Below are 24386 nucleotides of genomic sequence, written 5' to 3'. Positions count from 1 at the left end.
CCGCATCGCCCCGCGACCTGCCTCAGCTGTGCGGGCCGGGGATCTGCAGGTACGTCATGTAGCGCGCCTCGCGGCGGCCACGAGCCACGGTCTCGAGGATCACCGCGCAGACCAGCGACAGCGCCGCCAGACCGATGCCCGAGAGCGACACGAAGAGCGAGGGGAAGCGCGCGACCAGGCCGGTGTCGAGGAACTCGCTCAGGACCGACAGGAACACCGCGGCCGAGGGCAGGAAGAGTAGCGCCGCGACCGCCGAGAAGAACTGCATGGGCTTTTCTTCCTTCACCAGCAGGCCGATCATCTTGAGGATGCGGAAGCCGTCGGACCAGGTCGAGAGCTTGGAGGTCGAGTTCTCGGGGCGGGCGTAGTAGGGCGTCTCGATCTCGTCGGCGGGCATGCGCAGCTGCAAGGTGTGCACGGTCAGCTCGGTCTCGATCTCGAAGCCCTGCGACAGGGCGGGGAAGCTCTTGACGAAGCGGCGGCTGAACACGCGGTAGCCCGAGAGCATGTCGTCGAACTGGCGGCTGAACAGGCGGCGCACCAGCCCGGTGAGGAGGCGGTTGCCGAACTTGTGGCCGGCGCGGTAGGCGGCCTCGTCTGTGCTGCGGCGCGCGCCGTTGACCATGTCGAGCCCGCCTTCGCAAAGCCGCGCGATCATCGCCGGCGCGCTGGGCGCGTCGTAGGTCGCATCGCCATCTGCCATGACGTAGACGTCGGCCTCGACGTCGGCGAACATGCGGCGCACCACGTTGCCCTTGCCCTTGCGGGGCTCGCGGCGGACGACGGCGCCGGCCTCGCGGGCGATCTCGGCGGTGTTGTCGGTGGAGTTGTTGTCGTAGACGTAGATCTCTGCGCGGGGCAGGGCGGCGCGGAACTGGCGCACGGTCTGTCCGATCGCCGCGGCCTCGTTGTAGCAGGGCAGGATCACGGCCACCCGCGGTTCGCTCATCGGCTGGCGGTCCTCGCGGAGCGCAGGCTCGAGCAGGTCGAGCCCGCCGCGCAGGTCGCCGTCCATCAGGTCGCTGTCAAACGGTGTTGCGTAATCTCTCATCCGGCTGCCCCGCCTCGATCCTTGTAAACCCACTGCCGCGCTCCGGCCCGGGAGGCGGTCGCGGTCTGGCAACGTGGATAGACAGGCATTCGGGCGCCACTTGGCTCAGATTGTGGCGGTTTCGGCGCAATTTGCCGACGTCCCGGAGCCCGGCCCGGCTAGCGGATCATGGGTCAGTCGATCACCGGGATCTCGCGCGGGGCCAGGGGGGAGAGCCACTCGGCTCCGTTCTCACCAATCACAATATTCTCCTCGTGCACCAGCATCCGGCGCGGTCCAAGGGGCAGCCACGGCTCGAGCGTCAACACCATGCCGGGGCGCAGCACGGTGTTGTCGGCGGGAATCAGCGAGGGCCACTCGGTGAGCCGCATCCCAAGGCCATGACCGACGCGCCCGCCGGGATCCTGCCCGAGCGCGCCTACGATGGTGCGGTGCAGGTCGGCACAGGTGGCGCCGGGGCGGGCGGCCTCGAAGCCGGCGAGAGCGGCGTCGTGCAGGCGGCGGTGGGCGTCCTGCACCTCGGGCGTGGCATGGCCGACCGCCCAGTTGCGGTCGTAATCGCAGAAATAGCCCTGCCGCACCGCGCCGGTGTCGAGCATCAGCACGTCTCCGGCCGCGAGCGGGCGGTCGTCGGCTGGCGAAATGACATCGCCATAGCCTCCCCGTGCCGCGCCGCCGGCGAGGTAGCTCACCCAGTCGGCGCCCTCCTCGAGAAGCAGCATCTGGAAGCGGCGGAACACCTGCGCCAGCGTGACACCGGGAGTGAGCAGTTCGGGCACCCTTGCATAGGCGCGGCCGGCGATGGCGCAGGTTTCGCGGATCAGCGCGATCTCGGCGGGGGATTTGACCTCCTGCTGCGTCCGCAACAGGGCCGAGACATCGCGGCGCGGGCGGTCTCCGATCAGGGCGCAAAGCCTGTCCCAGTCGGCGGGCGGCATGCGCAGCGCGGTCTCGCGCCCCAGCGGCACGCCAAGGCGCGCGCCGTCCGGGACCAGCTCGCGGATCGTCTCGGCCAAGAGCGTGACGCCGTCGTCGTCGTAGTCGGGTGAGGTCCACGTGCGGATGTCACTGAGCCAGCTCTGCGCCATCAGCTCGGCGCCGATGGCGGGGATCACCGCGACCGGTTTGCCGCTGGCCGGGACGAGCAGGAACCACGGCCGGGTGTGGCTCTCCCAGAAGCGGGTAAGGAATCCGGTGAAATAGCGCAGATCCGGCTCGCTGGTGAGCAGCATCGCAGCGATGCCCTCGCGCGCCATGGCCGCCTGCGCCTTGGCGCAGCGGGCCTCGAATTCGGAACGGGGGAAGGGCTGGGGCAAGATCGGTCTCCGCCGGGGTGTCCGGCGGATCATCGGCGCGCGGGGCGGGGCCGTCAAACCCCGTTCCGCGAAAGGCGCAGTCTCAGAGCGTGCCGAGCCCCGCGAGGCGCTTTTCGCGGCGCAGCACCAGCAGGATCGACACGATCGAGGCGACGCCGGTCAGGAACATCAGCCAAAGCAGCGGCCAAGCGCCCGTGCCCGGCTGCAGAAGGGCGCCTGCGAGCGCCGAGAGCGCCGCGCCGCCGCCGATCATGATCGCGCCCGAGAGTCCCGAGGCGGTGCCCGCGAGGTGCGGTCGTACCGACAACGCACCGGCGGTTGCGTTGGGAATGGTCATGCCGTTGCCGAGGCCCACGAAGGTCATGAAGCCGAAGAAGGTCCACTCGGACTGGAAGCCCGCCGCGAAGACCAGCAGCGCCATGCCGAGGCCGGAGGCGTTGAGGATGCAGCCCCAGAAGATCATCTTGTTGATGCCGACCCGGGCCGACAGCTTGCCCGACAGCCCGTTGCCGGCGAAATAGCCCACCGCCGGCGCGCCGAAGAAGAAGCCGAGGGCGGCGGGCGACAGGCCGAACACCTCTGTGCCGACGAAGGGCGCGCCGCCGAGATAGGCGAAGAAGGCGCCCGAGGAGAAGGCGCAGGTCAGCGCGTAGCCCCAGAAGCGCGGGCTCTGGAACAGCTCGGGATATTCCCGGAACTGCTGCCCCAGCGAGAGCCCGCGCGAGACCGAGGTTTCGCCGAGGTCGCGCCAGCTCATCCACAGGATGCCCGCGCCGAGCAGGAACAGCATCCAGAAGGTCGACTGCCAGCCGAAGATCTCGTCGAGCACGCCGCCGATCACCGGTCCGATCATCGGCACCACCGCGACGCCCATCGTCACGTAGCCGATCATCGAGGCGGCCTGGTCCTGCGGGACCATGTCGCGCACCACCGCGCGGCTCAGCACCATCGCCGTGACGATCACCGCCTGACACATCCGGAAGGCGAGGAAGACGGTGATGTTGGGGGCGAAGATGCAGCCCAGCGTCGCCAGCAGGAACAGCGTCACGCCCCAGAGAATCACCGGACGGCGCCCGAACTTGTCGGAAATCGGCCCGATCACGATCTGAAGCGCCGCGTTGACCGCGAGATAGATTGCAACCGAGAGTTGCATGACGCGGTATTCGGTTTCGAAGTGCGCCGTCATCTTGGGCAGCGACGGCAGGAAGACGTTCATCGTCAGCGCCGAGAGCCCCGCGAGCAGGATCAGTGTGACAATATGTGGCGGTGTGGTTTGATCCAGGAACCGGACCTTGGGCGGATTTTCCATGTACGGATGGGTAGGACCGAAACGGGGCCTTGTCCATTCGGGAACGATTTGCTGGCGCGTGTTTTGCAGTTATGCAATTTGCGTAAAAGGGGCTTTCCCGCCTTTGCAAATTTGCCGAATTTGACTTGAGCGAGCATCGGGCCTCTGTATGGTCTCGGCAAAGGAAAGGGACGGCCATGAAAGACATTCTGCACGAACTGGAAGAGCGGCGCGCCGGCGCCCGGATCGGCGGTGGTCAGAAGCGCATCGACGCCCAGCACGCCAAGGGCAAGCTGACCGCGCGCGAGCGCATCGAGCTGCTGCTCGACGAGGACAGCTTTGAGGAATACGACATGTTCGTCGCTCATCGCTGCACCGATTTCGGCATGGAGAAGAACCGTCCCTATGGCGACGGCGTGGTCACCGGCTGGGGCACGATCAACGGCCGCATGGTCTATGTGTTCAGCCAGGATTTCACCGTTCTGGGCGGCTCTGTCTCGGCCACCCACGCGCAGAAGATCTGCAAGATCATGGACATGGCGATGCAGAACGGCGCGCCGGTCATCGGCCTGAACGACTCGGGCGGTGCCCGCATCCAGGAAGGTGTCGACAGCCTTGCCGGCTATGCCGAGATCTTCCAGCGCAACATCGAGGCCTCCGGCGTGATCCCGCAGATCTCGGTCATCATGGGGCCCTGTGCCGGCGGCGCGGTCTACTCGCCCGCCATGACCGACTTCATCTTCATGGTGAAGGACACCTCCTACATGTTCGTCACCGGCCCCGACGTGGTGAAGACCGTGACCAACGAGGTGGTGACCGCCGAGGAGCTTGGCGGCGCCTCGACCCACACCAAGAAGAGCTCGGTCGCCGATGGCGCCTTCGAGAATGACGTCGAGGCACTGGCGGAAGTGCGCCGCCTCGTCGACTTCCTGCCGCTCAACAACCGCCAGAAGCCGCCGGTGCGGCCGTTCTTCGACGATGTGGCGCGGGTGGAAGGCTCGCTCGACACGATCATCCCGGAAAACGCCAACCAGCCCTACGACATGAAGGAGCTGATCCTGAAGGTCGCGGACGAGGGCGATTTCTACGAGATTCAGGAAGAGCACGCCAAGAACATCATCACCGGCTTCATCCGGCTCGAAGGGCAGACCGTGGGCGTGGTTGCGAACCAGCCGATGGTGCTCGCCGGCTGCCTCGACATCGACAGCTCGAAGAAGGCCGCGCGCTTCGTGCGCTTCTGTGACTGCTTCGAGATCCCGATCCTGACCTTCGTCGACGTGCCGGGCTTCCTGCCGGGCACCGGCCAGGAATATGGCGGGGTCATCAAGCATGGCGCAAAGCTGCTCTTCGCCTATGGCGAGGCGACGGTGCCTAAGGTGACGGTGATCACCCGCAAGGCCTATGGCGGCGCCTATGACGTGATGAGCTCCAAGCACCTGCGCGGTGACGTGAATTACGCCTGGCCCACAGCCGAGATCGCGGTGATGGGCGCCAAGGGGGCGACCGAGATCATCCACCGCGCCGACCTTGGCGATCCCGAGAAGATCGCCAAGCACACCGCGGATTACGAGGATCGCTTCGCCAACCCATTCGTGGCGGCGGAACGCGGCTTCATCGACGAGGTGATCCAGCCGCGCTCGACCCGCCGCCGGGTCAGCCGTGCCTTCGCCATGCTGCGCAACAAGACGCTCAGCAACCCGTGGAAAAAGCACGACAATATCCCGCTCTGAGCAGCGTGCCTTGGGGGAGGGAAGCCATGCGCCGCAAGGGCTGGCATACGCATGAGGCCGAGGGTGAGCTGATCCTCGCCCGTCGCTGGCCGGCGCGTTTCGACCTGAGTGTCGAGACGCGGCTGCCACCGGTTGGCCGCAAGGCCCGGCTGGCGCATCAGGTGCGCCAGGATCTCTGGCGTGCGCTGCAATCCCTGCGTGGCTTCTCTCCCTGCGTTTCGGTGCGCGAGGTCGACGGCGCGACCCTGCTGCGCGCCGGCGGCCAGCTCGACACGTCCGCGCCGCGCGCCCTCGCCGAGGCGCGGCTCGCCGCCGTCCTGAACGACGATGACAACCGTCGCCGCTGGCTGAGGTGGTCGAGATGAGTGCCTGGGCCGCGCTTGTGCTGTTTTCCGCCTCGTCCCTGCCGGCCATGGGCGATGCCGTCGCCGTGCCATCGGGCATGCCCGTGACGTTTCACGACATGATCTGGGACGAGCCTGTCGGGGCAGGGTTGATCTACCGCTTCCGCTTCGTTGCGCCCGAGATCGGCGGCGATGCGCCACGCCCGTTCTCCGAGGTGTCGGGGGACATGGACCTGCTGTGCCAGGACTACGCACTGCCGAGGCTCTCCGAGCTTGGCCCGCGTCCGTCACGCGTGATGATCTCGCTGATGGCGGCCCCCGTCGAATTCGGCGTGGCGAGTCCCGACGTCATCCAATATTTCGAGGCTTACTCGGTCAGCGACGACCGCTGCATCTGGGAGGCTTTCTGATGCTCCCACAATATCTTGCAGGCAGAAGCTTAGATCCGCTCATCTATGAGGCTTTCGAGCCACAAATCGACCTATGCGCGCATGTTCGATATTGTCCCGCAAAACTTTGGGCTATGTTGGGGATTGATTGCACCCAAGCAATCGAAACCTCGGAACGAGGACGGGCAGGGCCGAAGGCTCATGTCGGTTCCGTAGAATGTGACAGGAGAATAAGATGTCCAAGAGCATCAAAGTGCTTGCAATGCTTGGTCTGTTCGGTCTCGCCGCGTGCGGCCAGCAGGAAGAAGAGTTCGTTGTCGTCGATCCGGAGCCGATCACGACCGAGCCCGTCTACACCGGCAAGTACAAGTAAGACTATTGGGCGGGCCTACCGGCCCGCCCATCCCTCAGCCCTGCGATCTCAAGGTCTTGTTGACCGAGATCATGGCTCGCATTCCCGTGATTGCTACTGTTCGACGCATGGGGTCGCCGTCTCTCCGGCGCCCTTGCAGCAAGCGGGAGGACGAGAATGTCACCAAGAGTCAAATTCGTTGCGGTCGGCGCAATGGCACTGGGCCTTTTGGCCTGTGCGCAGCCTGAGCCTGAGCCGCTTCCGGTTCAGCCGCTCTACGACAAGCTCGGCAACGCGGAATGTCCGGCAGGCTACATGCTGTCCGGCAATGTCTGCGTGCTTCCGGCCGGAACCGCAGCCCCGATGGGCGCCGGCGGCGATGGCGACATGGGAGGCGACGGCATGTCGGCAGATCCGGGCGATCCCGGTAGCGATCCAGCCGACGCGCCCGATGACGGCAGCGGCACACAGAATCAGAACGAAAACCAGAACCAAAATCAAAATCAGAACCGGAGCGACACCCAGTCTCGCAACCAGAACGGCTGATCTTGGCGGGCTGCCTTGCGGCGGCCCCGACCAGCTTGGCGGCCGGGATGTGATCGCGGGTCAGGCGCATGGGCGCCCGCTCCGTCTCGAGAGGGCAATATGCTGAAACACCGCGGCTTTCCCGGCCGTCTTCCCGGAACCGACTACCAGTTCGTCATCCGGCGCGCCAACCCGCGCGGCGTGACCGCCATCATCCGACGCGAGCGCTATCGCGACCGCAAATCCGCCGACAAGCGTGCGGATCTGGCCTTCATGGCCTCGCTCTGGGCGCATTTCGGCGCCGAACCGTTCGAGCGCGGCAATCTTGATGCCGGGCGGCTGAGCTGGCTCTTCGGGCGCGAAGTGCTGCCCTATGACGATCCTTTCGATGCCGAGAGCTACGAGGCGCTGCTGGTGATCGACGAGCAGGCCGCCCGCGCTTCCTTTCCCGAAGCCTTCGAGGAGAACGAAGATTGGGCGTGATGCCGCCTGTCCCGGCCCGCGCTGAGCGGAGCGACGCCGACGTGCGAGCGTTCGGTGAATACCGCTATGCGTGTGTCGGAGACTCGGGCACTCTTCAGGTGTTGCGAGCTGTCCGGAGTCACCGCAGAGACCCGGGCAGACACCGTTACCCTTCCCCTTGCGGGCGGCGCGGCACATCCCCTGGCCCGTCGTCCGCCTTTCTTTCTGCACTTGTTGCCGGGCACCCGCGATATTCCGCCGTCACTCGGCAAGCTGGCGCCGGTCTCGGCAGGATCGTTAAGATCGTATGGAACCCTGTTCAGATCTGTGGCGTTGATCACCCGACAACGCAACAGGATCCAAGGGAACAGAATCCATGGCAAAATTCGCCGTTCGCACCGCCGCCATCCTCGGCCTTCTCACCGTCGCAGCCTGCGAGACCTCTGATCTCGGCCGCGCGGGCATCGGGGCCGGCAGCGGCTATCTCATCGACCGCGCCGTGGGTGGCGACGGCACCGTGGGCGCAGCCGTGGGCGCGACCGCAGGCGTCGTCTGCGACGACGTCACGCCGCAATACTGCAACTGATCGCCTGATCTCCGCCGCGTCTCGCGCGGCGGCCAGCACAACATCGAAGCCATCGGAGCCCCGCGCTCCGGTGGCTTTTTTCGTGGCTGCGCCCGGGACGGGGCACGGCCTGAGGAATACGTAGGAAAGGGACGAGGATGTTCGACAAGATCCTGATCGCGAACCGGGGCGAGATCGCCTGCCGGGTCATCAAGACGGCGAAGAAGATGGGCATCAAGACGGTGGCCGTCTATTCCGAGGCCGACAAGCACGCGCTGCACGTGGCGATGGCCGACGAGGGCGTGCATATCGGCCCGCCGCCGGCCAACCAGTCCTATATCGTGATCGACAAGATCATGCAGGCGATCAAGGACACCGGGGCGCAGGCCGTGCACCCGGGCTACGGCTTCCTCTCCGAGAACCCCAAGTTCGCCGATGCGCTCGACGCGGCCGGTGTCGCCTTCATCGGACCGCCGAAGCGCGCGATCGAGGATATGGGCGACAAGATCACCTCGAAGAAGATCGCCAAGGAAGCTGGGGTCAACACCGTGCCCGGCTACATGGGCCTGATCGAGGATGCAGACGAGGCGGTGAAGATCTCGGGCGAGATCGGCTACCCGGTGATGATCAAGGCCTCCGCCGGCGGCGGCGGCAAGGGCATGCGCATCGCCTGGAACGACCAGGAGGCGCGCGAGGGCTTCCAGTCGTCGAAGAACGAGGCAGCAAGCAGCTTTGGGGATGACCGCATCTTCATCGAGAAGTTCGTCACCCAGCCGCGCCACATCGAGATCCAGGTGCTCTGCGACGCCCATGGCAACGGCCTGTGGCTGAACGAGCGCGAATGCTCGATCCAGCGCCGCAACCAGAAGGTTGTCGAAGAGGCGCCGAGCCCGTTCCTCGACCCCGAGACCCGCAAGGCGATGGGCGAGCAGGCCGTGGCGCTGGCCAAGGCGGTGGGCTACACCTCGGCCGGCACGGTGGAATTCATCGTCGACGGCGAAAAGAACTTCTACTTCCTCGAAATGAACACCCGTCTGCAGGTGGAGCACCCGGTCACCGAACTGATCACCGGCATCGACCTCGTCGAGCAGATGATCCGCGTCGCCAATGGCGAGCCGCTCTCGATCACGCAGGACGACGTGAAGATCAACGGCTGGGCCATCGAGAACCGCCTCTATGCCGAGGATCCCTACCGCAACTTCCTGCCCTCCATCGGGCGCCTGACGCGTTATCGTCCGCCGGCAGAGGGCGAACTGGGCGAGGGCATCGTGCGCAACGACACCGGCGTCTACGAGGGCGGCGAGATCTCGATGTATTACGACCCGATGATCGCCAAGCTCTGCACCTGGGGCCCGACCCGTGACGCCGCGATCGAGACCATGCGCAACGCGCTCGACAGCTTCGAGGTCGAGGGCATCGGTCACAACCTGCCCTTCGTGGCAGCGGTCATGGACCACGAGCGCTTCATCACCGGCAACATCACCACCGCCTTCATCGCCGAGGAATATCCCGACGGCTTCGTGGGGGTGACCCTGTCGGACGAGAAGCTGCGCGAGGTCGCGGCGGCCGCTGCCGCGATGAACCGGGTGGCCGAGATCCGGCGCACCCGCATCTCTGGGACGCTCGACAACCACGAGCGCAAGGTCGGCGACGAGTGGAACATCGCGCTGCAGGGCGAGAGCTTCGACGTCACAATCGCCGCCGACAAGACCGGCTCGAGCGTCACCTTCGCCGATGGGGCGGTGATCCGCGTCGATGGCGACTGGACCCCGGGCCACGCGCTGGCCCACATGACCGTCGACGGCAATCCGCTGGTGCTCAAGGTCGGCAAGATCTCGGGCGGGTTCCGCATCCGCTCGCGCGGGGCCGATCTGAAGGTCCATGTGCGCACGCCGCGCCAGGCCGAGCTCGCGCGCAAGATGCCCGAGAAACAGCCGCCCGACACCTCCAAGATGCTGCTCTGCCCGATGCCGGGTCTCATCGTGTCGATGAACGTGGCCGAGGGCGACGAGGTGCAGGAGGGCCAGGCGCTCTGCACCGTCGAGGCGATGAAGATGGAGAACATCCTGCGCGCCGAGCGCAGCGGCACCGTCAAGAAGATCAACGCCGGCCCGGGCGACAGCCTCGCGGTCGACGACGTGATCATGGAGTTCGAGTAACTCCGGCATGGGCGGGCAGGAGCGGGCATATGGCGGCCTCAGGCTGGAGCGCGTCGGCGCTCCGGTACTGGTGGCGTTGGCCTGCCTGCTCCTGTTCGTCTGGCCTGCGCTGCCCGCGAGCCTGCCGCAACGGCTGGTGAGCTTTGCGGCCGTGCTGTTGGTGGCCTACTGCATCTTCGATGCCAAGGTCCTGCGGGTGCTGTGGAAGGCGGCGCTGGTCGCCGCTCCGATCTCGCTTCTGGGCGTGGCCTCGGTGCTGGCGCTGCTGCCGGTGATTGACGGCATCCAGGCCGAGGGGGCGCAGAATCCGCGCTACCTTTACCAAGGGCTCATGGCCGGCGGCGTGGTCGCCGCAGGCTGGGTCTTCACCTTCCTCGTGCAGACATGGCGCGAGGAGAGTGCCCGCGACAAGGCGCTGAACGAGACGCTGCTGGCGCTGCGCTCTGAGGTGTATGATTACCTCTCGGACATTCTCGCGATCTGGGAGCGCGAGGCCCCTGCGAGCGCCGCGCCCGAGGCGCGCCTGCAGGCGCTGGTCGCTGCCATGCTGGGCCATGATGCGGCCGGCCGCAGCGTGGCCGAGCGCATCGCGGGGGACGGCTACGAGCCGTTTGTCCCGAGTGGCAAGGAGCCGGTGGTGCTGACCACCTTGGCCCCGAACCTCCAGCTTCTGCCCGAGGACGTGATGCAGCCGGTGATCGGCTTCTACACCCAGCTTGGCGACGTGCAGCGTCTGGCGCAGGATCTCAACGGCGCGGCCTATCGGCGGCTTGGCCGGGCGCGTCGGGCAGAGATCTATTTCGATTTCGAGGAGGTGCGTCTGCAGACCGTGCGGGTGGGCTGTCAGGCGTGGCTGGCGCTCAACGCGCGTACACGGCCGCAAAAGGTCGAGCCCGAGGTGTTCGGTCTTTTGGCAGAGGCGGATACCAGCCGCGCGCGACCGGATTTCGAGGCGCTGGTGCCGGCTGGCGCGGACGAATCGCGCAAGGGCGAAAGCTCCGGCGATGCGGAGCGGTCACATGATTAAGGCTTTGGAATCAGTAGCTGATCTTGGGGCCGGAGCGATGCGGAGAGCGTTCGACCGGTTCGGGGAGCGGCTTGAGAAAGATCCGCTGCAGGTATGTGATGAGCTTTTCCATGCCTCAAATATAGCGCGGGGCCGGGCGCATTTCAATCTTCACCGCCGCGCGGCTCACTGGTCGGGCAGGGCGCGGCGGTCGCGGACCTCCTGCTTGCGCAACGGCTGCTTGTCGATCGAGCGCGAGATCTCGCGCACATCCCAAGGCGCGGGTTTGCGCAGCAGGATGGTGCCGTCCTTGGCGATCAGCACGAACATGAAGCCGCGGGCGCGCAGCGCGTGGCGGATCGGGGAATCCGCCGCCGGGTCTGTGTCGGTGATCACCACCACGTCGCGATCCTCGAGCGCGTCGAGCCGTTCGGAGATCAGCTGCATCTGCTGCACGTATCGCGGATCTGCCGGATTGTCGGCGAACACCACCAGCGGCCGCTTCACCCAGAGAAACTCGTCGAGCGTCGACTCTCCTGCCGGGCGGATGGTCTCGTCGAGCGTATCCGGCGTTTCGGCCCCCTGCGCCGCGCCGAAGCTGGCGGTGAAGGTGAAAAAGGCGAGCGATGCGAGGGTCATGCGGCGGTTCATGCCCAGAGATATAGGCATGGCGGCACCGAGTTCACAACGTTTGCCGCAAGGTCGCGACGATTTTACCGCGTTTAACCGCTTTCTCAGGGAGGGGCGCGCATGATGCAGCGGTTCACTCTCGTGAGGACGGGCACGCATGGAGATCATCCTGCATGTCGGTGCGCATCGCACCGGCACGACCAGCTTTCAGAGCTACCTGCGCGGTGTCGCTCCGGGTCTCGCAGCGCAAGGGCTGGGGTTCTGGGGGCCGAGGCGGACCCGCAAGGGCCTGTTCCAAGGCGTGCTGAGCCCGGCTTCGGCGGCGGACAGCCGGCAAGCACAGGACCGCTTGCGCCGCGCGCTTGCGGCGTCGGCGGGGCAGGGCTGTACGCGGTTGCTGATCTCGGACGAGAACCTGCTCGGCTCGACGCGGGCCTGCCTTCGGGCGCAGGCGCTCTATCCGCAGGTCGGGGATCGGTTCCAGCGGCTCCATGCGGCGCTCGGGAGGATCGACCGGGTGGTGCTGCAGATCCGCTCGCCCGAGGCGTGGTGGACCTCGGCGCTGGCCTTTCTGGTGACGCGCGGCGTGGCGCCGCCGCCTGCGGCGCTGCTCGAGCGGCTGTCGCGGGAGGCGCGCGGCTGGCGCGAGGTGATCGCGGATCTCGCCTGCGCGCTGCCGCGCTGCGACATCGTGGTGAGCCGGTTCGAAACCTGCGCCGCCCGGCCCGATGCGCTGCTCATGGTGGCGACCGGCGGGGCTTGCGATGTGCCTGCGCTGCCCGAGGGCGGCATCTGGTTGCATCGCAGCCCGGTCTTGCCGGAGCTGCGCGCGACGCTGGCCGAGACCGGCGCCGATGTCACACGACTGCCGATGGGGGAGGGCCCGTGGCGGCCCTTCTCGGAGGCGCAGGCCGCACGGCTGCGCGAGAGATACGCCGACGATCTGTTCTGGCTCATGGCCGGGGCGGACGGGTTGGCACGACTGACAGAGGACCCGAAGCCCGGCAGGGACAGGAGGCACTGGCCGCCGGCTTCACAGAAGAGAGGACAGGACGATGACAGCCAAGGTGGACGACTGGCGGGCACTCGCTGAAAAGGAACTGCGGGGCCGCCCGCTCGAGGATCTGACCTGGAAGACGCTGGAGGGCATCGAGGTCAAGCCGATCTACACGGCAGAAGATGTCGAGGGGCTGCCGCAGGTCGGCGAGCTTCCGGGCTTCGAGCCCTTCACCCGCGGCGTGAAGGCGACCATGTATGCCGGCCGGCCCTGGACGATCCGGCAATATGCCGGTTTCTCCACGGCGGAGGAATCCAACGCCTTCTACCGCAAGGCGCTGGCCGCCGGTCAGCAGGGCGTCTCGGTGGCGTTCGACCTCGCCACCCACCGCGGCTATGACAGCGATCACCCGCGCGTGGTGGGCGATGTCGGCAAGGCCGGCGTGGCGATCGACTCGGTCGAAGACATGAAGGTGCTGTTCAACGGCATCCCGCTCGACAAGGTCTCGGTCTCGATGACGATGAACGGCGCGGTGATCCCGGTGCTGGCCAACTTCATCGTCACCGGCGAGGAGCAGGGCCACGACCGCTCGCTGCTTTCGGGAACGATCCAGAACGACATCCTGAAAGAGTTCATGGTGCGGAACACCTATATCTATCCGCCCGAACCCTCGATGCGGATCATCTCGGACATCATCGAGTACACTTCGAACGAGATGCCGAAATTCAACTCGATCTCGATCTCGGGCTACCACATGCAGGAGGCCGGCGCGAACCTCGTGCAGGAGCTGGCCTACACGCTGGCGGACGGCAAGGAATACGTGAAGACGGCGATGGATGCCGGCATGGACATCGACAAGTTCGCCGGGCGGCTGTCGTTCTTCTTTGCCATCGGCAAGAACTTCTTCATGGAGATCGCCAAGCTGCGTGCCGCGCGGATGCTGTGGTCGCGCATCATGACCGAGCTCGGGGCCAAGTCGGCGCGTTCCAAGATGCTGCGCACCCACTGCCAGACCTCGGGGGTGAGCCTCGCCGAGCAGGATCCCTACAACAACGTCATCCGCACCGCCTACGAGGCGATGTCGGCGGTGCTGGGCGGCACCCAGTCGCTGCACACCAACGCGCTTGACGAGGCCATCGCGCTGCCGACCGAGTTCTCGGCCCGCATCGCGCGCAACACCCAGCTCATCCTTCAGGAAGAGACCGGCGTGACCAAGGTCGTGGACCCGATGGCGGGTTCCTACTACGTCGAGAAGCTCACGGCCGATCTCGCCGAGGCAGCCTGGGCGCTGATCGAGGAGGTCGACGAGATGGGCGGCATGACCAAGGCGGTGGCCTCGGGCATGCCCAAGCTGCGCATCGAGGAGACCGCCGCCAAGCGTCAGGCCGATATCGACCGCGGCGACGACGTGATCGTCGGCGTGAACAAGTACCGGCTCGAGAAGGAAGACGAGCTCGACATCCTCGACATCGACAACGCCAAGGTGCGTGACGGCCAGGTGGCGGCGCTCGAGCGTATCCGCGCGAGCCGCGATCAGGCTGCCTGCGATGCGGCGCTGGGCGAGCTCGAGCGTCGGGCCAAGGAGGGCGGCAACCTGCTCGAGGCGGCCGTGGAAGCAGCCCGCGCGCGGGCCTCTGTCGGAGAGATCAGCATGGCGATGGAAAAGGTGTTCGGCCGTCACCGGGCCGAGGTGAAGACGCTGGCAGGCGTCTACGGTGCCGCCTACGAGGGCGACGAAGGCTTTGCCGCGATCCAGAAATCGGTCGAGGACTTCGCCGAGGAGGAGGGCCGCCGCCCGCGCATGCTGGTGGTCAAGATGGGCCAGGACGGCCATGATCGCGGCGCCAAGGTGATCGCCACCGCCTTTGCCGATATCGGTTTCGACGTCGACGTGGGCCCGCTGTTCCAGACGCCCGACGAGGTGGCGCAGGACGCCATCGACAACGACGTGCACATCATCGGTATCTCTTCGCAGGCCGCCGGTCACAAGACGCTGGCACCGCAGTTGATCGAGGCGCTGAAGGCGCAGGGCGCCGGGGACATCATCGTGATCTGCGGCGGGGTGATCCCGCACCAGGATTACAAGTTCCTATACGATGCCGGCGTGAAGGCGATCTTCGGGCCGGGGACCAACATCCCCGACGCGGCGCAGGACATCCTCAAACTGATCCGCGAAGCGCGCGGGTAACGGGACAGGGGCCGGGGCTTTCCCCGGCCCTTTGCATTCCGGAGGCGGTTCTTGCCGGAGGCGTGCGACCGGCATGACGATGGCGCGTTGCCCCGCGTGCGAACGCGGCATTCTCCGCCGCTGCCCGGAGCCGATACGCTCGGGGACAAACTGCAAGGGTCCGTGTTCAGCTGAATGGTAGCGCGCAAACCCCGGGGGTTGATGCATTTTAGCCGTTGCGCAGCCGGTCCGCTCGCCTATCGTAGCTCGGATGCACGAAGAAACCCGAGCGACGGATGAAGCTGGAACTGGATCACATTGCGGTGGCGGGCGAGAGCCTCGAGGAGGCGGTCGCCCACGCCGAGGCCGCGGTTGGCATGCCGCTGCTGCCGGGCGGCGAACACCCGCGCTATGGCACTCATAACCAGCTGCTCGGCCTCGGCCGGGGGCTCTATCTCGAGGCCATCGCCATCGATCCCGCCGCCCCGCCACCGGAGGGCGCGCGCTGGTTCGGGCTCGACGACTTCCGCGGCCCCGCAAGGCTCGACAAGTGGATCTGCCGGGTCTCCGACATGGATGCCGCGCTCAACGCGCTGCCGATGGCCGGCAAGCCCGTCGATCTCGAGCGCGGGCGCCTGCGCTGGGTGATGTCGGTGCCCGAGGACGGGCGGCTGCCCTTTGATGGCGTGTTCCCGGCGCTGATCGAGTGGAAAAGCCCGGTGCCCGCCGGCGCCATCCTCTCGGCCTCCGGGACGCAGCTCGAAAAGCTCGAGGTGATCCATCCCGAGGCCAAGGCGCTCGAGGCGCTGCTGGGCCCGCATCTCAACGCGCCGCTGGTCTCCTTCGTCAGCGGCCCCAAGCCCGGCCTGCGCGCCGAGCTGCGCACCGCACAGGGCCAGCGCCGCATCCTGCAATGATCATCCGTCCCGCGCATGCAACGGACGCCGCCCCGCTCGCGGCGCTCTGGAACCCGTGGATCGAGACCACGGCGATCACCTTCTCGACCGCGCTCAAGACGCCCGAAGGGCTTGCCACCGACATCGCCGCGCGCGGCGACGCCTTCCTCGTCGCGGAGGCTGACGGCGCGCTCCTTGGCTTCGCCACATTCTTTCCGTTCCGCGCCGGGCCGGGCTATGCCCGCACCAAGGAACACACGGTGATCCTCGCCCCCGAGGCAAGAGGTCGCGGGGCGGGCCGCGCGCTGATGAACGCTCTCGAAGAGGTCGCCCGCAGCCAGCAGGTGCACTCGCTTTTCGCCGGCGTGTCGGCCGAAAACCCTGCAGGCATGGCGTTTCACGCCGCCATCGGCTTTACCGAGACCGCCCGGCTGCCACAGGTCGGGTACAAGTTCGGGCGCTGGATGGATCTTGTCCTGATGCAGAAATTTCTCTGAACCGCGCTGACTTCGCCCCCGCAACGCACTAAAATTGGCAAATGTCGATTTGGACCCGCATCTCCGAGGCTCTGTCCGCGCTCGCCAATGGCGAGGGCCTTGGCGCGGTGTTCGACCGCCTGCGCCAGCCGCCCGAGCGCAGCGTCGCTTTCACCATCGCGGTGATCGCGCTTTCGGCCAAGATGGCCAAGGCCGACGGGCAGGTGACCCGCAACGAGGTTCTGGCCTTCCGCGAGGTGTTCCACGTCGCCCCCGAAGACGAGGCGGCGGCGGCGCGGGTGTTCAACCTCGCCCGTCAGGACGTGGCCGGGTTCGAGGAATACGCCCGCCGCATCCGTCGCATGTTCGACGACAGCAAGGGTCCGATCTGCGACCTGCTGGAAGGGTTGTTCTACATCGCCATGGCCGACGGCCACTATCACCCCGCCGAGGAGGAATTCCTCGACCGCGTGGCCGAGATTTTCGAGGTTGCGCCGGGGGATTACCATGCCATCCGCGCCCGCTTCGTGCCCGATGCGGCCCCCGACCCCTACGCCGTGCTCGGGGTCTCGCCCGACGCTTCGCTCGACGAGATCCGCAAGCAATGGCGCCGTCTGGTGCGCGACAGCCACCCCGACGTGATGCAGGCGCGCGGCGTGCCCGAGGAGGCGGTCAAGCTCTCCGAAAAGCGCCTGATCGATATCAACCACGCCTGGGAAGAGATCTCGGCGCAGCGCGCGGCCTGAGCCGGATGCGCCTGGCCACCTACAATATCGAGTGGTTCGACGCGCTTTTCGACGATGCCGGTCAGCTCTTGAACGATGGCGGCTGGTCGGCCCGGCACGACATCACCCGTCAGCATCAGACCGAGGCGCTGGGCATCGTCTTCACGGCGATGGATGCCGATGCGGTGATGATCATCGAGGCGCCCGACAGCAATTCCCGCCGCGATACCGACCGGGCGCTCAAGACCTTTGCCGAGGCCTTCGAACTCCGCACCCGCGACGTGCTCACCGGCTTCGTCAACGACACCCAGCAGGAAATCGCGCTGCTCTACGACCCGAGCGTGTTCACAGTGCGCCACGCGCCGGGGGAAAGCTCCGACGCGCCGCGATTCGACCGCGTCTTCCATATCGATCTCGACATCGACGCCACCCGCGACAAGGTCAGCTTCTCGAAGCCCCCGCTCGAGATCGAGGCGGTGACCGCTTCGGGCAAGGTGCTGCGGCTGATCGGGGCGCATCTGAAATCCAAGGCGCCACACGGGGCGCGCACCCGCGACCAGATCATGCGCCTCGCCATCGCCAATCGCCGCAAGCAGCTGGCCCAGGCGATCTGGCTGCGCCGCCGGGTCGAGGCGCTGCTCGAGGAGGGCGAGAGCGTCATCGTCATGGGCGATCTGAACGATGGTCCCGGGCTCGACGAGTACGAGCACCTGTTCGGGCGCAGCTCGGTCGAGATCGTGCTCGGCGATGGTGGCCCGCCGCTCTTCGATCCCCATGCCGAGCGGGCACTGGCGTCGAAATTCGGCGCCCAGCCGACCACCGCACGGTTCTATCTCAAGCCAGAGAAACGCTACATGCAGGCGATGCTCGACTACATCATGGTGTCCGAAGACCTCACCCGGACGGGCCCGTCATGGCGCATCTGGCATCCTTTCGATGACCCGGTCTGCTGGCGCACTCCCGAGCTGCGCGAGGCGCTGCTCGACGCCTCGGATCACTTCCCGGTCACGCTGGATATCGATCTCTGAGAGGCTCAGCCCGCTAGGGCCTTCAACGCCTCCTTGAGGTCGAGCGCGCCGTCATAGAGCGCCCGGCCCGAGATCGCGCCGTTGAGCGCTGCGCCGCAATCGCGCAGATCCTTGAGATCCTTGAGCGAGGAGACGCCGCCGGAGGCGATCACCGGGATCGTCACCGCGCGGGCGAGTGCCGCGGTGGCCTCGATATTCGGCCCCTGCATGGCGCCGTCGCGGTTGATGTCCGTGTAGATGATCGCGGCCACGCCCGCATCCTCGTAGCTCTTGGCCAGCTCGACCGCATCGACATCGGTGACCTCGGCCCAGCCCTTGGTGGCAACGCGGCCGTCGCGGGCGTCGATGCCCACGGCGATCTTGCCGGGGAACGCCGCGGCCGCCTCGCGGACCAGCGCCGGGTTCTCCACCGCCACGGTGCCGAGGATGACGCGGGCCAGCCCCTTGTCGAGCCAGCGCTCGATGGTGGCCATATCGCGGATGCCGCCGCCAAGCTGGGCGGGGGTCTTGGTCTGGCTCAGGATCGCCTCGACCGCGGCGGCGTTCACCGGCTCGCCGGCGAAGGCGCCGTTCAGGTCGACGAGGTGCAGCCACTCGCAGCCGGCGGCGACGAATTCCAGCGCCTGCGCGGCGGGATCGTCGTTGAACACGGTGGCCTTGTCCATGTCGCCACGGAGCAGGCGCACGGCCTTGCCGTCCTTCAGGTCGATCGCGGGGTAGAGGATCATGGGCTCGCTGGGCTCCGTCTGTGGTCTCGTGCAGGTCGTTCGTGACGCGAGGTCTCATGAAAGCCTACCTTGCGTCAATGTTGAACGGAATCGGCGGCTTGCGTCACGCTCTCGATACATTGCTCAGAGGGAGGAGACGAGCCATGAAAGCATTGGCACTGGCGGTGGGGCTGATCGGCCTTGCCGGCGCGGCGCTTGCGGACCCGGTGGAGGGGGTCTGGCAGACGCAACCGGACGACAACGGCCATTTCGCTCTGGTCACCATCGCGGCCTGCGGCGCCGAGATCTGCGGCACGCTGGGCAAGGGCTATGACAGCGCCGGCCAGCCGATCGCCTCGCCGAATATCGGGCGGCAGATGATCTGGGGCATGTCGCCAAAGGGCGGCGGCGCCTATGGCGGTGGCAAGATCTGGGCCCCGGACCGCGACAAGACCTACAATTCCAAGATGGCGCTCTCAGGCGACCGGTTGAAGGTCGAGGGCTGCGTTCTGGGTCTTTGTCGGGGCCAGACCTGGCGGCGGGTGAAGTAGCGCGCCGCCACCGATCTTGGCGGTCGCGTCCTGCCAGAAACAAAGGGGGGGGGCGCTGCCCCCTCTTGTCGCCGTGCGCCAATTCACCCCCGAGGTATTTTTGAACCAAAGAAGCCAGAAGCGCTGCGCCCCTGGCTTCTCTTCGTCAAAAATACTCCCGCCGGAGGCGTCCGGGATGGCCACCTGCGCGACACCGGGACCGGGCGGTCAGGCGACCTTGTGCAGTTGCAGGATCATGTCGAGCACCAGCGCGGCGGGATCGACATTGACGGCGCGCGCGTGGCGGGCCCGGTCGCCGGCCTCTTGCGCCAGCTGCGCCCAGGCGCGGCCGGTGGCCGGGTCGGGAGAGAGGCGCGCCAGCATGGCGGCTTCTCCCGGCGCGGCCTCGGGCGCTGGGGGCGTACCGGTGACGCCGGTGCGGGCGAGCCGGGCAAGCAGCGTGTCCATCAGTGTCAGCGTCAGGTCGAGCCGTGCCTCGTTGGCCTTGCCTGCCGTGCTGTCGCCGAGCGCGATGGCGCGCGGACGGTCGAGGCGGGGCAGGGTGCCGACGGTGTGCACCAGATCCGCGTAGAGCTTGAGGCCGTCATGGTTCAGCAAGCGCATCGACGCGCCCACCGAGCCCGAGGACAGCGCGGCCAGCGCCTGCGCGTCGGTGGCGGCGACCTCGGCCCCGGCCTGACCGAGCGCGCGGGCCATGTCCTCGGTGTCGAGCGGCGCCAGGCGCAGCTCGCGGCAGCGCGAGCGGATCGTCGGCAGGAGCCGCGACGGCTGGTGCGCCACCATCAGCAGCGTGGTGCGCGCCGGCGGCTCCTCGAGCAGTTTGAGGATGGCGTTGGCGGCGCTGGTGTTGAGCTCGTCCATGCTGTCGACGATCACCACGCGGCGTCCGCCTTCGGCCGAGGACAGGGTGAAGAAGCCCTTGAGCTTGCGCACCTCGTCGACCGTCAGCTGGGTCTTGAGCCGCTTGGCCTTGTCGTCCCAGGCCCGGCGCAGCAGGAACAGCCCGGGCTCCGAGAGTGCCAGCGTGCGGCGCATCACCGGGTGGTCGGCGCCGATCTCGAGCGTTTCGGGCGGCGGAGGCGCGCCGAAAAGCCCGTCATCCTCCTGTTCCGGCGTTGCCAGCAGGAAGCGCGCGATGCGCCACGCCAGCGTCGCCTTGCCCAGCCCCTTCGGCCCGGTCAGCAGCCAGCCGTGATGCAGCCGTCCGGTGGTGTAGGCGGTGAGGAAATCCTGCTCCGCCCTGTCCTGGCCGAACAGTCGCACGGTCTCGCGCGGGTGCGGCGCGCCCTCGACGCGGTCGGGCTGGGGAATCTCGGTCTCGCTCATGCCTGCGCTTGTAGCGCGGCCCGCACATCCTGCGCCACCGCTTCCGGGGCGCGGTTGCCGTCGACGATGCGGAAACGGCCGGAGAACTCGGCGGCCAGCGCGAGAAAACCCGCGCGCATCTTCTGTTGCAGGGGCAGGCCGAAATCCTCGAAGCGCTCCTCGGCGGTGGCGCGGGCCTTGGCGCGGGCGAGAGCGGCCTCGGGGTCCATGTCGATGAGCAGGGTGAGGTCGGGCTCGACGCCGATCATCAGGGCGTGCAGCGTATCCACCGCGCCGCGCAGGTCGCCGCGCGACAGGCCCTGGTACATGCGGGTGGAATCGGCGAAGCGGTCGCAGATCACCGTGGCGCCGCGCGCCAGCGCCGGGCGGATGGTGCGCTCGAGATGATCGCGCCGCGCGGCGGTGAACAGCAGCAGTTCGGTCTCGGCCGACCAGCGCTCGGGATCGCCCTGCAGCACCAGTGCACGGATTTCCTCGGCACCGGGCGAGCCGCCGGGCTCACGGGTCAGAACGACCTCGCGGCCCGTGCTGCGCAGATGTTCGGCGAGGAGCCGCGCCTGCGTGGACTTGCCGGACCCGTCGATGCCTTCGAAGCTGATGAACAGCCCCGTGCCGCCGGTCACATCGCCTCCCCGGAGCTGTCGTTCAGGCGGCTGAGAAGCGCCTGGCTGACCACCATCATGCGCTTGCCGAAGCCGCCGCCGGCCACGGCATCCTCGGCGAAGAGCGGCACGCGGTGCTCGGGCAGGCCCTCGGGGCGGATGATCAGTTCGGCGAGCTGCTGCCCGGCGCTGATCGGCGCCTTGAGCGGGCCGGTATAGACCACCTCGGCCTCGAGCATGGTGCCCGGGGTCACCGGCACCAGAAGCGTGACGTCCTCCTCGGCGACCAGCCCGACGCTGTCCTCGGCGCCGAGCCAGACCTCGGCCTGCGCCACCGCGGTGCCCTGTTCGACGAGGGTGCGTTCAGCGAACTGCCGGAACGCCCAGTTGACGATCGATTCCGCTTCCTCGGCGCGGGCGCGCTCGCTGTCGAGCCCGCTGATGGTGAAGATCACCCGGCGGCCGTCCTGCTCGGCCGAGCCCACCAGCCCGTAGCCGGCCTCCTGGGTATGGCCGGTCTTGAGCCCGTCGGCGCCGATGTCGAGGCGCAGGAGCGGGTTGCGGTTGTTGACGTTCGAGGGGGCGCGGCCGTCGAACTCGAAGCGGCGCTCGGCGAAGATCGGGTAGAACTCGGGGAAGTCCTCGATGATCCGGGTCGCCAGGAGCGTCAGGTCTCGCACCGACATGCGGTGGTTCGGCGCCGGCCAGCCGCTGGCATTCTCGAAGGTCGAGTTGGTCATGCCGAGCTGCTGGGCGCGGCGTGTCATCAGTTCGGCAAAGCCGGCCTCGGTGCCGTTGGGCGAGAGCGCCTCGGCGATCACCGCGCAGGCATCGTTGCCCGACAGCACGATGATGCCGCGCAGCAGGTCCTCGACCGCCACCCGGTCGGTGGTGTTGAGAAACATCGTCGAGCCGCCGTAAGACATGGCGTGCTGCGACACCGGCAGGCGCTCATCAAGCTGCAGCCGGCCGTCGCGGACCGCCTCGAAGGCCATGTAGAGCGTCATCAGCTTCGACATCGACGCCGGCGGCAGGGCCTCGTCGGCGTTCTTGGCCATCAGCACGGTGCCGGTGGTGTAGTCGAGCACGAAGGCGGCACGGGCGCTGGTGTCGAAGGCGCCGGCCTGGGTGGCGAGCAGCGCCACCGCGGAGGCGGCGGCCAGCATCCGGCGCAGGGAACGGGTCGGGATCATGTGCGGGTCCTCGTCCTTGTGCGCCCCGGGCCGCGCGGGCCGGGACGGATCAGTTGGTGACGGCGTAGGCGTCGGTGAAGCCGGAGGCCTTGATCTTGGTCAGCAGCTCGGCGCGTTCGGCTGCGGTCTGGGCCGGGCCCACGATGACGCGCCAGAAGGTCTTGCCGGAGCTTTCCTGCTTGCGCACCGTCGGCACCATGCCCTGCTGACGCATGGCGGTGGCGGTGTTCTCGGCGTTCTGCTCGATGCTGAAGATGCCGATCTGGAGATAGGGCTTGTCGAGGCTCGAGGCGGGTTTCGCCGGCGGCTTCGGTTGCGGGGCAGGGGAGGCTGCCGGGGCCGCGGTGGTGGTCGCGGCGGCAACCTCGGCTCCGGGCGCGGGGATGCCGGCGGCACCGTCGAGCGCCGCTGCTGCGCTGGCGGCCACCGGGTCGAGCGTGCCCTCGGTCACGTCGGGCGCGGCGGCGATCATTGCGGCCTCGTCAGGGGTTGCAGCGGGGGCGTCCTCGGCGGGAACCTCCTCGCGGCGCAGGGCGATCACGTCGAGATTGGTCGGGGCGCCGGCCAGCATGCCGAGTGCCGCGGCGGCATCGGACGAGACCTGAAGGCGCGGGCCGGGGGACTGGCGCTCGCGGCGGAACAGCGCGCCGATGACGAACTGGCCGTTCTGCTGGTTGCGGATGATGACGCGCTCGGGTTCGCTCACCTCGGGGTGGGCGACCCAGACGCCGCCGAGCGACGGGCGCCCGTCCCACAGGCCGGCCTCGGTGGCGTGGAACACGTCGGGCGCCTCGATGTCGCGCTCTACGCTCTGCGCCGCGCGGCTGACGGTCTCGCCGCTGGCGCTGGCATCGTCCTTGGGTTTGAGAAAGCCGGGCATCTGGGCATCGTCGCAGGCGGCGAGTGCCGCCATGCCGGTCAACAGCCACGCGGCCCGCCAGGCCGCCCCACGACGCTTCGAAAACGCTCTGCCCATGTTCTGCCCCATGCCTGTCTTGCGGGTGCTCCTGTCCCGCATCCCCTGCTCGCCCCGGATCTTTTTGCCGGGTTCCGCGATGAGCGGGGGTGCCGGTGCCGGGGTTCTGTGAGTGGACGCCCGGCGGCGCACCCGCCCTGATGCGCAAGAGTAACGGCTCGGCCAGATCAAGGAAAGCCTGCAATGCCGGATCGGCGGTTTTTCCCGCGCGTGGCGGCTTTCAGAATCGCGTGAGCGGGGCTAGAGCTTCGGGACCGGAGGTTTGGCAGAGTGGTCGAATGCGGCGGTCTTGAAAACCGTTGGGCGTGAGAGCGTCCCCAGGGTTCGAATCCCTGAGCCTCCGCCAAGCTCTCAATTGCACATCTAAGTGATTGATTTAAATGGGTAATGTGCTGGTTGCCGATTCTGTTTCCACACAGGTTTCCCATACAGGTTTACCACACAGGTCTGAACGACGTGGTGAGGCTGAGCGCTGGGCCTTCTCCTTAGGTCTCTCGATTCGATCGGGCTGGGGTGTTCCTTCCGGTGCCGATGGCGGCGAGGGCCAACTGTTCGCTGGCCCCCAGCGCACGTCACAACCTCAGTTGTGCGCAAATCCGGTGAACGGACCTTTCGGAGATCGATAGATCTTGCGCGATGGACCTCTTAGACTTGCCGGTACTCAGGAGGTGGCGAACATCCTCAGTCTTAGCCATCGCTGTGGGCTTCCTGCCTCGGTACTTGCCGTCAGCCTTCGCCTTGGCAATGCCCTCCCTCTGGCGCTCCAGCATCATCTCACGTTCGAACTGAGCGACTGATCCCAAGACTGTGAACCGGCATGCAAAATTGACCCCGTAGCGGGGTGATCGGCGTCCAAAAATGACCCCCTTACACTGATGTGGATGATGCCCCCGAGGTCATCGGGGAGCACAGTGTGGGATGTTGG

General features: G+C 67.2%; 26 protein-coding genes and 1 tRNA gene. 17 read left to right on the top strand and 10 right to left on the bottom strand.

The genetic code is table 11. The features are described from left to right. Window positions 1-22 precede the first annotated feature (22 nt). From JF542_RS19825 to JF542_RS19815, 3 genes are all read right to left on the bottom strand, one after another. Entirely contained in the window at window positions 23-1051 is a 1029-nt protein-coding gene (locus JF542_RS19825; RefSeq protein WP_207077130.1) for a glycosyltransferase family 2 protein, read from the bottom strand. 173 nt (window positions 1052-1224) lie between these two features. Next, complete coding sequence (locus JF542_RS19820) at window positions 1225-2367, bottom strand: M24 family metallopeptidase (protein WP_242533856.1); 1143 nt, start codon at window positions 2365-2367, stop codon at window positions 1225-1227. Window positions 2368-2449: 82 nt separating this feature from the next. Next, entirely contained in the window at window positions 2450-3676 is a 1227-nt protein-coding gene (locus JF542_RS19815; RefSeq protein WP_207077129.1) for a multidrug effflux MFS transporter, read from the bottom strand. 176 nt (window positions 3677-3852) lie between these two features. Here JF542_RS19815 and JF542_RS19810 point away from each other — a divergent pair, with 176 nt between their 5' ends. From JF542_RS19810 to JF542_RS19770, 9 genes are all read left to right on the top strand, one after another. Further along, a complete protein-coding gene (locus JF542_RS19810; RefSeq protein ID WP_007798391.1) occupies window positions 3853-5385 on the top strand; it encodes an acyl-CoA carboxylase subunit beta in 1533 nt (510 codons plus the stop codon). A 26-nt stretch (window positions 5386-5411) separates the two neighbouring features. Then, a complete protein-coding gene (locus tag JF542_RS19805) occupies window positions 5412-5750 on the top strand; it encodes a hypothetical protein (protein WP_207077128.1) in 339 nt (112 codons plus the stop codon). After that, a complete protein-coding gene (locus JF542_RS19800) occupies window positions 5747-6139 on the top strand; it encodes a DUF6497 family protein (RefSeq protein WP_207077127.1) in 393 nt (130 codons plus the stop codon). Before JF542_RS19805 ends, JF542_RS19800 begins: the two co-directional genes overlap by 4 nt. Window positions 6140-6353: 214 nt before the next feature. Next, entirely contained in the window at window positions 6354-6491 is a 138-nt protein-coding gene (locus JF542_RS19795; protein ID WP_007798398.1) for a hypothetical protein, read from the top strand. 156 nt (window positions 6492-6647) lie between these two features. Then, entirely contained in the window at window positions 6648-7016 is a 369-nt protein-coding gene (locus tag JF542_RS19790; protein ID WP_207077126.1) for a hypothetical protein, read from the top strand. Between the two features lie 99 nt (window positions 7017-7115). Beyond that, window positions 7116-7478: a hypothetical protein gene (locus tag JF542_RS19785; protein WP_207077125.1), complete on the top strand. Its 363-nt coding sequence runs from the start codon at window positions 7116-7118 to the stop codon at window positions 7476-7478. Between the two features lie 355 nt (window positions 7479-7833). Further along, window positions 7834-8043: a hypothetical protein gene (locus JF542_RS19780; protein WP_007798406.1), complete on the top strand. Its 210-nt coding sequence runs from the start codon at window positions 7834-7836 to the stop codon at window positions 8041-8043. A 137-nt stretch (window positions 8044-8180) separates the two neighbouring features. Next, entirely contained in the window at window positions 8181-10181 is a 2001-nt protein-coding gene (locus JF542_RS19775; RefSeq protein ID WP_007798409.1) for an acetyl-CoA carboxylase biotin carboxylase subunit, read from the top strand. A 7-nt stretch (window positions 10182-10188) separates the two neighbouring features. Next, window positions 10189-11208, top strand: a complete 1020-nt coding sequence (locus JF542_RS19770) for a hypothetical protein (protein ID WP_207077124.1) — start codon at window positions 10189-10191, stop codon at window positions 11206-11208. Window positions 11209-11373: 165 nt separating this feature from the next. Here JF542_RS19770 and JF542_RS19765 read toward each other — a convergent pair whose 3' ends face one another. Then, on the bottom strand, window positions 11374-11826 hold the full coding sequence (locus JF542_RS19765; RefSeq protein ID WP_207077123.1) for a DUF4174 domain-containing protein: 453 nt from the start codon (window positions 11824-11826) through the stop codon (window positions 11374-11376). Between the two features lie 148 nt (window positions 11827-11974). Between JF542_RS19765 and JF542_RS19760 the strand changes: the two genes are divergently transcribed. From JF542_RS19760 to JF542_RS19735, 6 genes are all read left to right on the top strand, one after another. After that, window positions 11975-12910, top strand: a complete 936-nt coding sequence (locus JF542_RS19760) for a hypothetical protein (protein ID WP_207077122.1) — start codon at window positions 11975-11977, stop codon at window positions 12908-12910. Further along, window positions 12873-15002 carry a methylmalonyl-CoA mutase gene (gene scpA, locus JF542_RS19755; protein WP_207077121.1) on the top strand — a complete coding sequence of 710 codons (2130 nt, stop codon included), beginning with the start codon at window positions 12873-12875 and terminating at the stop codon, window positions 15000-15002. Before JF542_RS19760 ends, scpA begins: the two co-directional genes overlap by 38 nt. A 275-nt stretch (window positions 15003-15277) precedes the next feature. Further along, window positions 15278-15898 (top strand): VOC family protein, encoded by a 621-nt coding sequence (locus JF542_RS19750; protein ID WP_207077120.1) that lies wholly within the window; start codon window positions 15278-15280, stop codon window positions 15896-15898. After that, window positions 15895-16374 (top strand): GNAT family N-acetyltransferase, encoded by a 480-nt coding sequence (locus tag JF542_RS19745; protein WP_207077119.1) that lies wholly within the window; start codon window positions 15895-15897, stop codon window positions 16372-16374. The genes JF542_RS19750 and JF542_RS19745 overlap by 4 nt, the downstream gene beginning before the upstream one ends. A 41-nt stretch (window positions 16375-16415) precedes the next feature. Continuing rightward, window positions 16416-17099, top strand: coding sequence for a molecular chaperone DjiA (locus JF542_RS19740; RefSeq protein WP_207077118.1), 684 nt, complete (start codon window positions 16416-16418; stop codon window positions 17097-17099). Window positions 17100-17104: 5 nt separating this feature from the next. Continuing rightward, window positions 17105-18106, top strand: coding sequence for an endonuclease/exonuclease/phosphatase family protein (locus JF542_RS19735; RefSeq protein WP_207077117.1), 1002 nt, complete (start codon window positions 17105-17107; stop codon window positions 18104-18106). 5 nt (window positions 18107-18111) lie between these two features. Here the strand turns inward: JF542_RS19735 and hisA are convergent, their stop codons facing one another. Beyond that, complete coding sequence (hisA, locus tag JF542_RS19730) at window positions 18112-18834, bottom strand: 1-(5-phosphoribosyl)-5-[(5-phosphoribosylamino)methylideneamino]imidazole-4-carboxamide isomerase (RefSeq protein ID WP_207077116.1); 723 nt, start codon at window positions 18832-18834, stop codon at window positions 18112-18114. A gap of 143 nt (window positions 18835-18977) precedes the next feature. Here hisA and JF542_RS19725 point away from each other — a divergent pair, with 143 nt between their 5' ends. Next, complete coding sequence (locus tag JF542_RS19725) at window positions 18978-19364, top strand: DUF2147 domain-containing protein (protein WP_207077115.1); 387 nt, start codon at window positions 18978-18980, stop codon at window positions 19362-19364. A 207-nt stretch (window positions 19365-19571) separates the two neighbouring features. On the opposite strand, the gene JF542_RS19720 is transcribed toward JF542_RS19725, so the two are convergent. The 4 genes from JF542_RS19720 to JF542_RS19705 are packed head-to-tail and all read right to left on the bottom strand — an operon-like array spanning window position 19572 to window position 23461. Then, the gene (locus tag JF542_RS19720; protein ID WP_207077114.1) at window positions 19572-20690 is read right to left on the bottom strand and encodes a DNA polymerase III subunit delta'; all 1119 of its coding nucleotides are present in this window, start codon (window positions 20688-20690) and stop codon (window positions 19572-19574) included. Next, window positions 20687-21313, bottom strand: coding sequence for a dTMP kinase (gene tmk / locus JF542_RS19715; RefSeq protein ID WP_007798441.1), 627 nt, complete (start codon window positions 21311-21313; stop codon window positions 20687-20689). Before tmk ends, JF542_RS19720 begins: the two co-directional genes overlap by 4 nt. Further along, window positions 21310-22485, bottom strand: coding sequence for a D-alanyl-D-alanine carboxypeptidase family protein (locus JF542_RS19710; RefSeq protein ID WP_207077113.1), 1176 nt, complete (start codon window positions 22483-22485; stop codon window positions 21310-21312). The genes tmk and JF542_RS19710 overlap by 4 nt, the downstream gene beginning before the upstream one ends. A gap of 49 nt (window positions 22486-22534) precedes the next feature. After that, entirely contained in the window at window positions 22535-23461 is a 927-nt protein-coding gene (locus JF542_RS19705) for an SPOR domain-containing protein (RefSeq protein ID WP_050768447.1), read from the bottom strand. A gap of 256 nt (window positions 23462-23717) precedes the next feature. Between JF542_RS19705 and JF542_RS19700 the strand changes: the two genes are divergently transcribed. Continuing rightward, a tRNA-Ser gene (locus JF542_RS19700) sits at window positions 23718-23807 on the top strand. 226 nt (window positions 23808-24033) lie between these two features. Here JF542_RS19700 and JF542_RS19695 read toward each other — a convergent pair. After that, window positions 24034-24264, bottom strand: coding sequence for a recombinase family protein (locus JF542_RS19695; RefSeq protein ID WP_340689169.1), 231 nt, complete (start codon window positions 24262-24264; stop codon window positions 24034-24036). Window positions 24265-24386 lie beyond the last annotated feature (122 nt).

Source organism: Salipiger bermudensis, assembly GCF_017309175.1.
Classification (GTDB): domain Bacteria; phylum Pseudomonadota; class Alphaproteobacteria; order Rhodobacterales; family Rhodobacteraceae; genus Salipiger; species Salipiger bermudensis.
The sequence above is the reverse complement of the archived record's forward strand: the minus strand, read 5'-3'. Positions and strand labels throughout refer to the sequence as shown.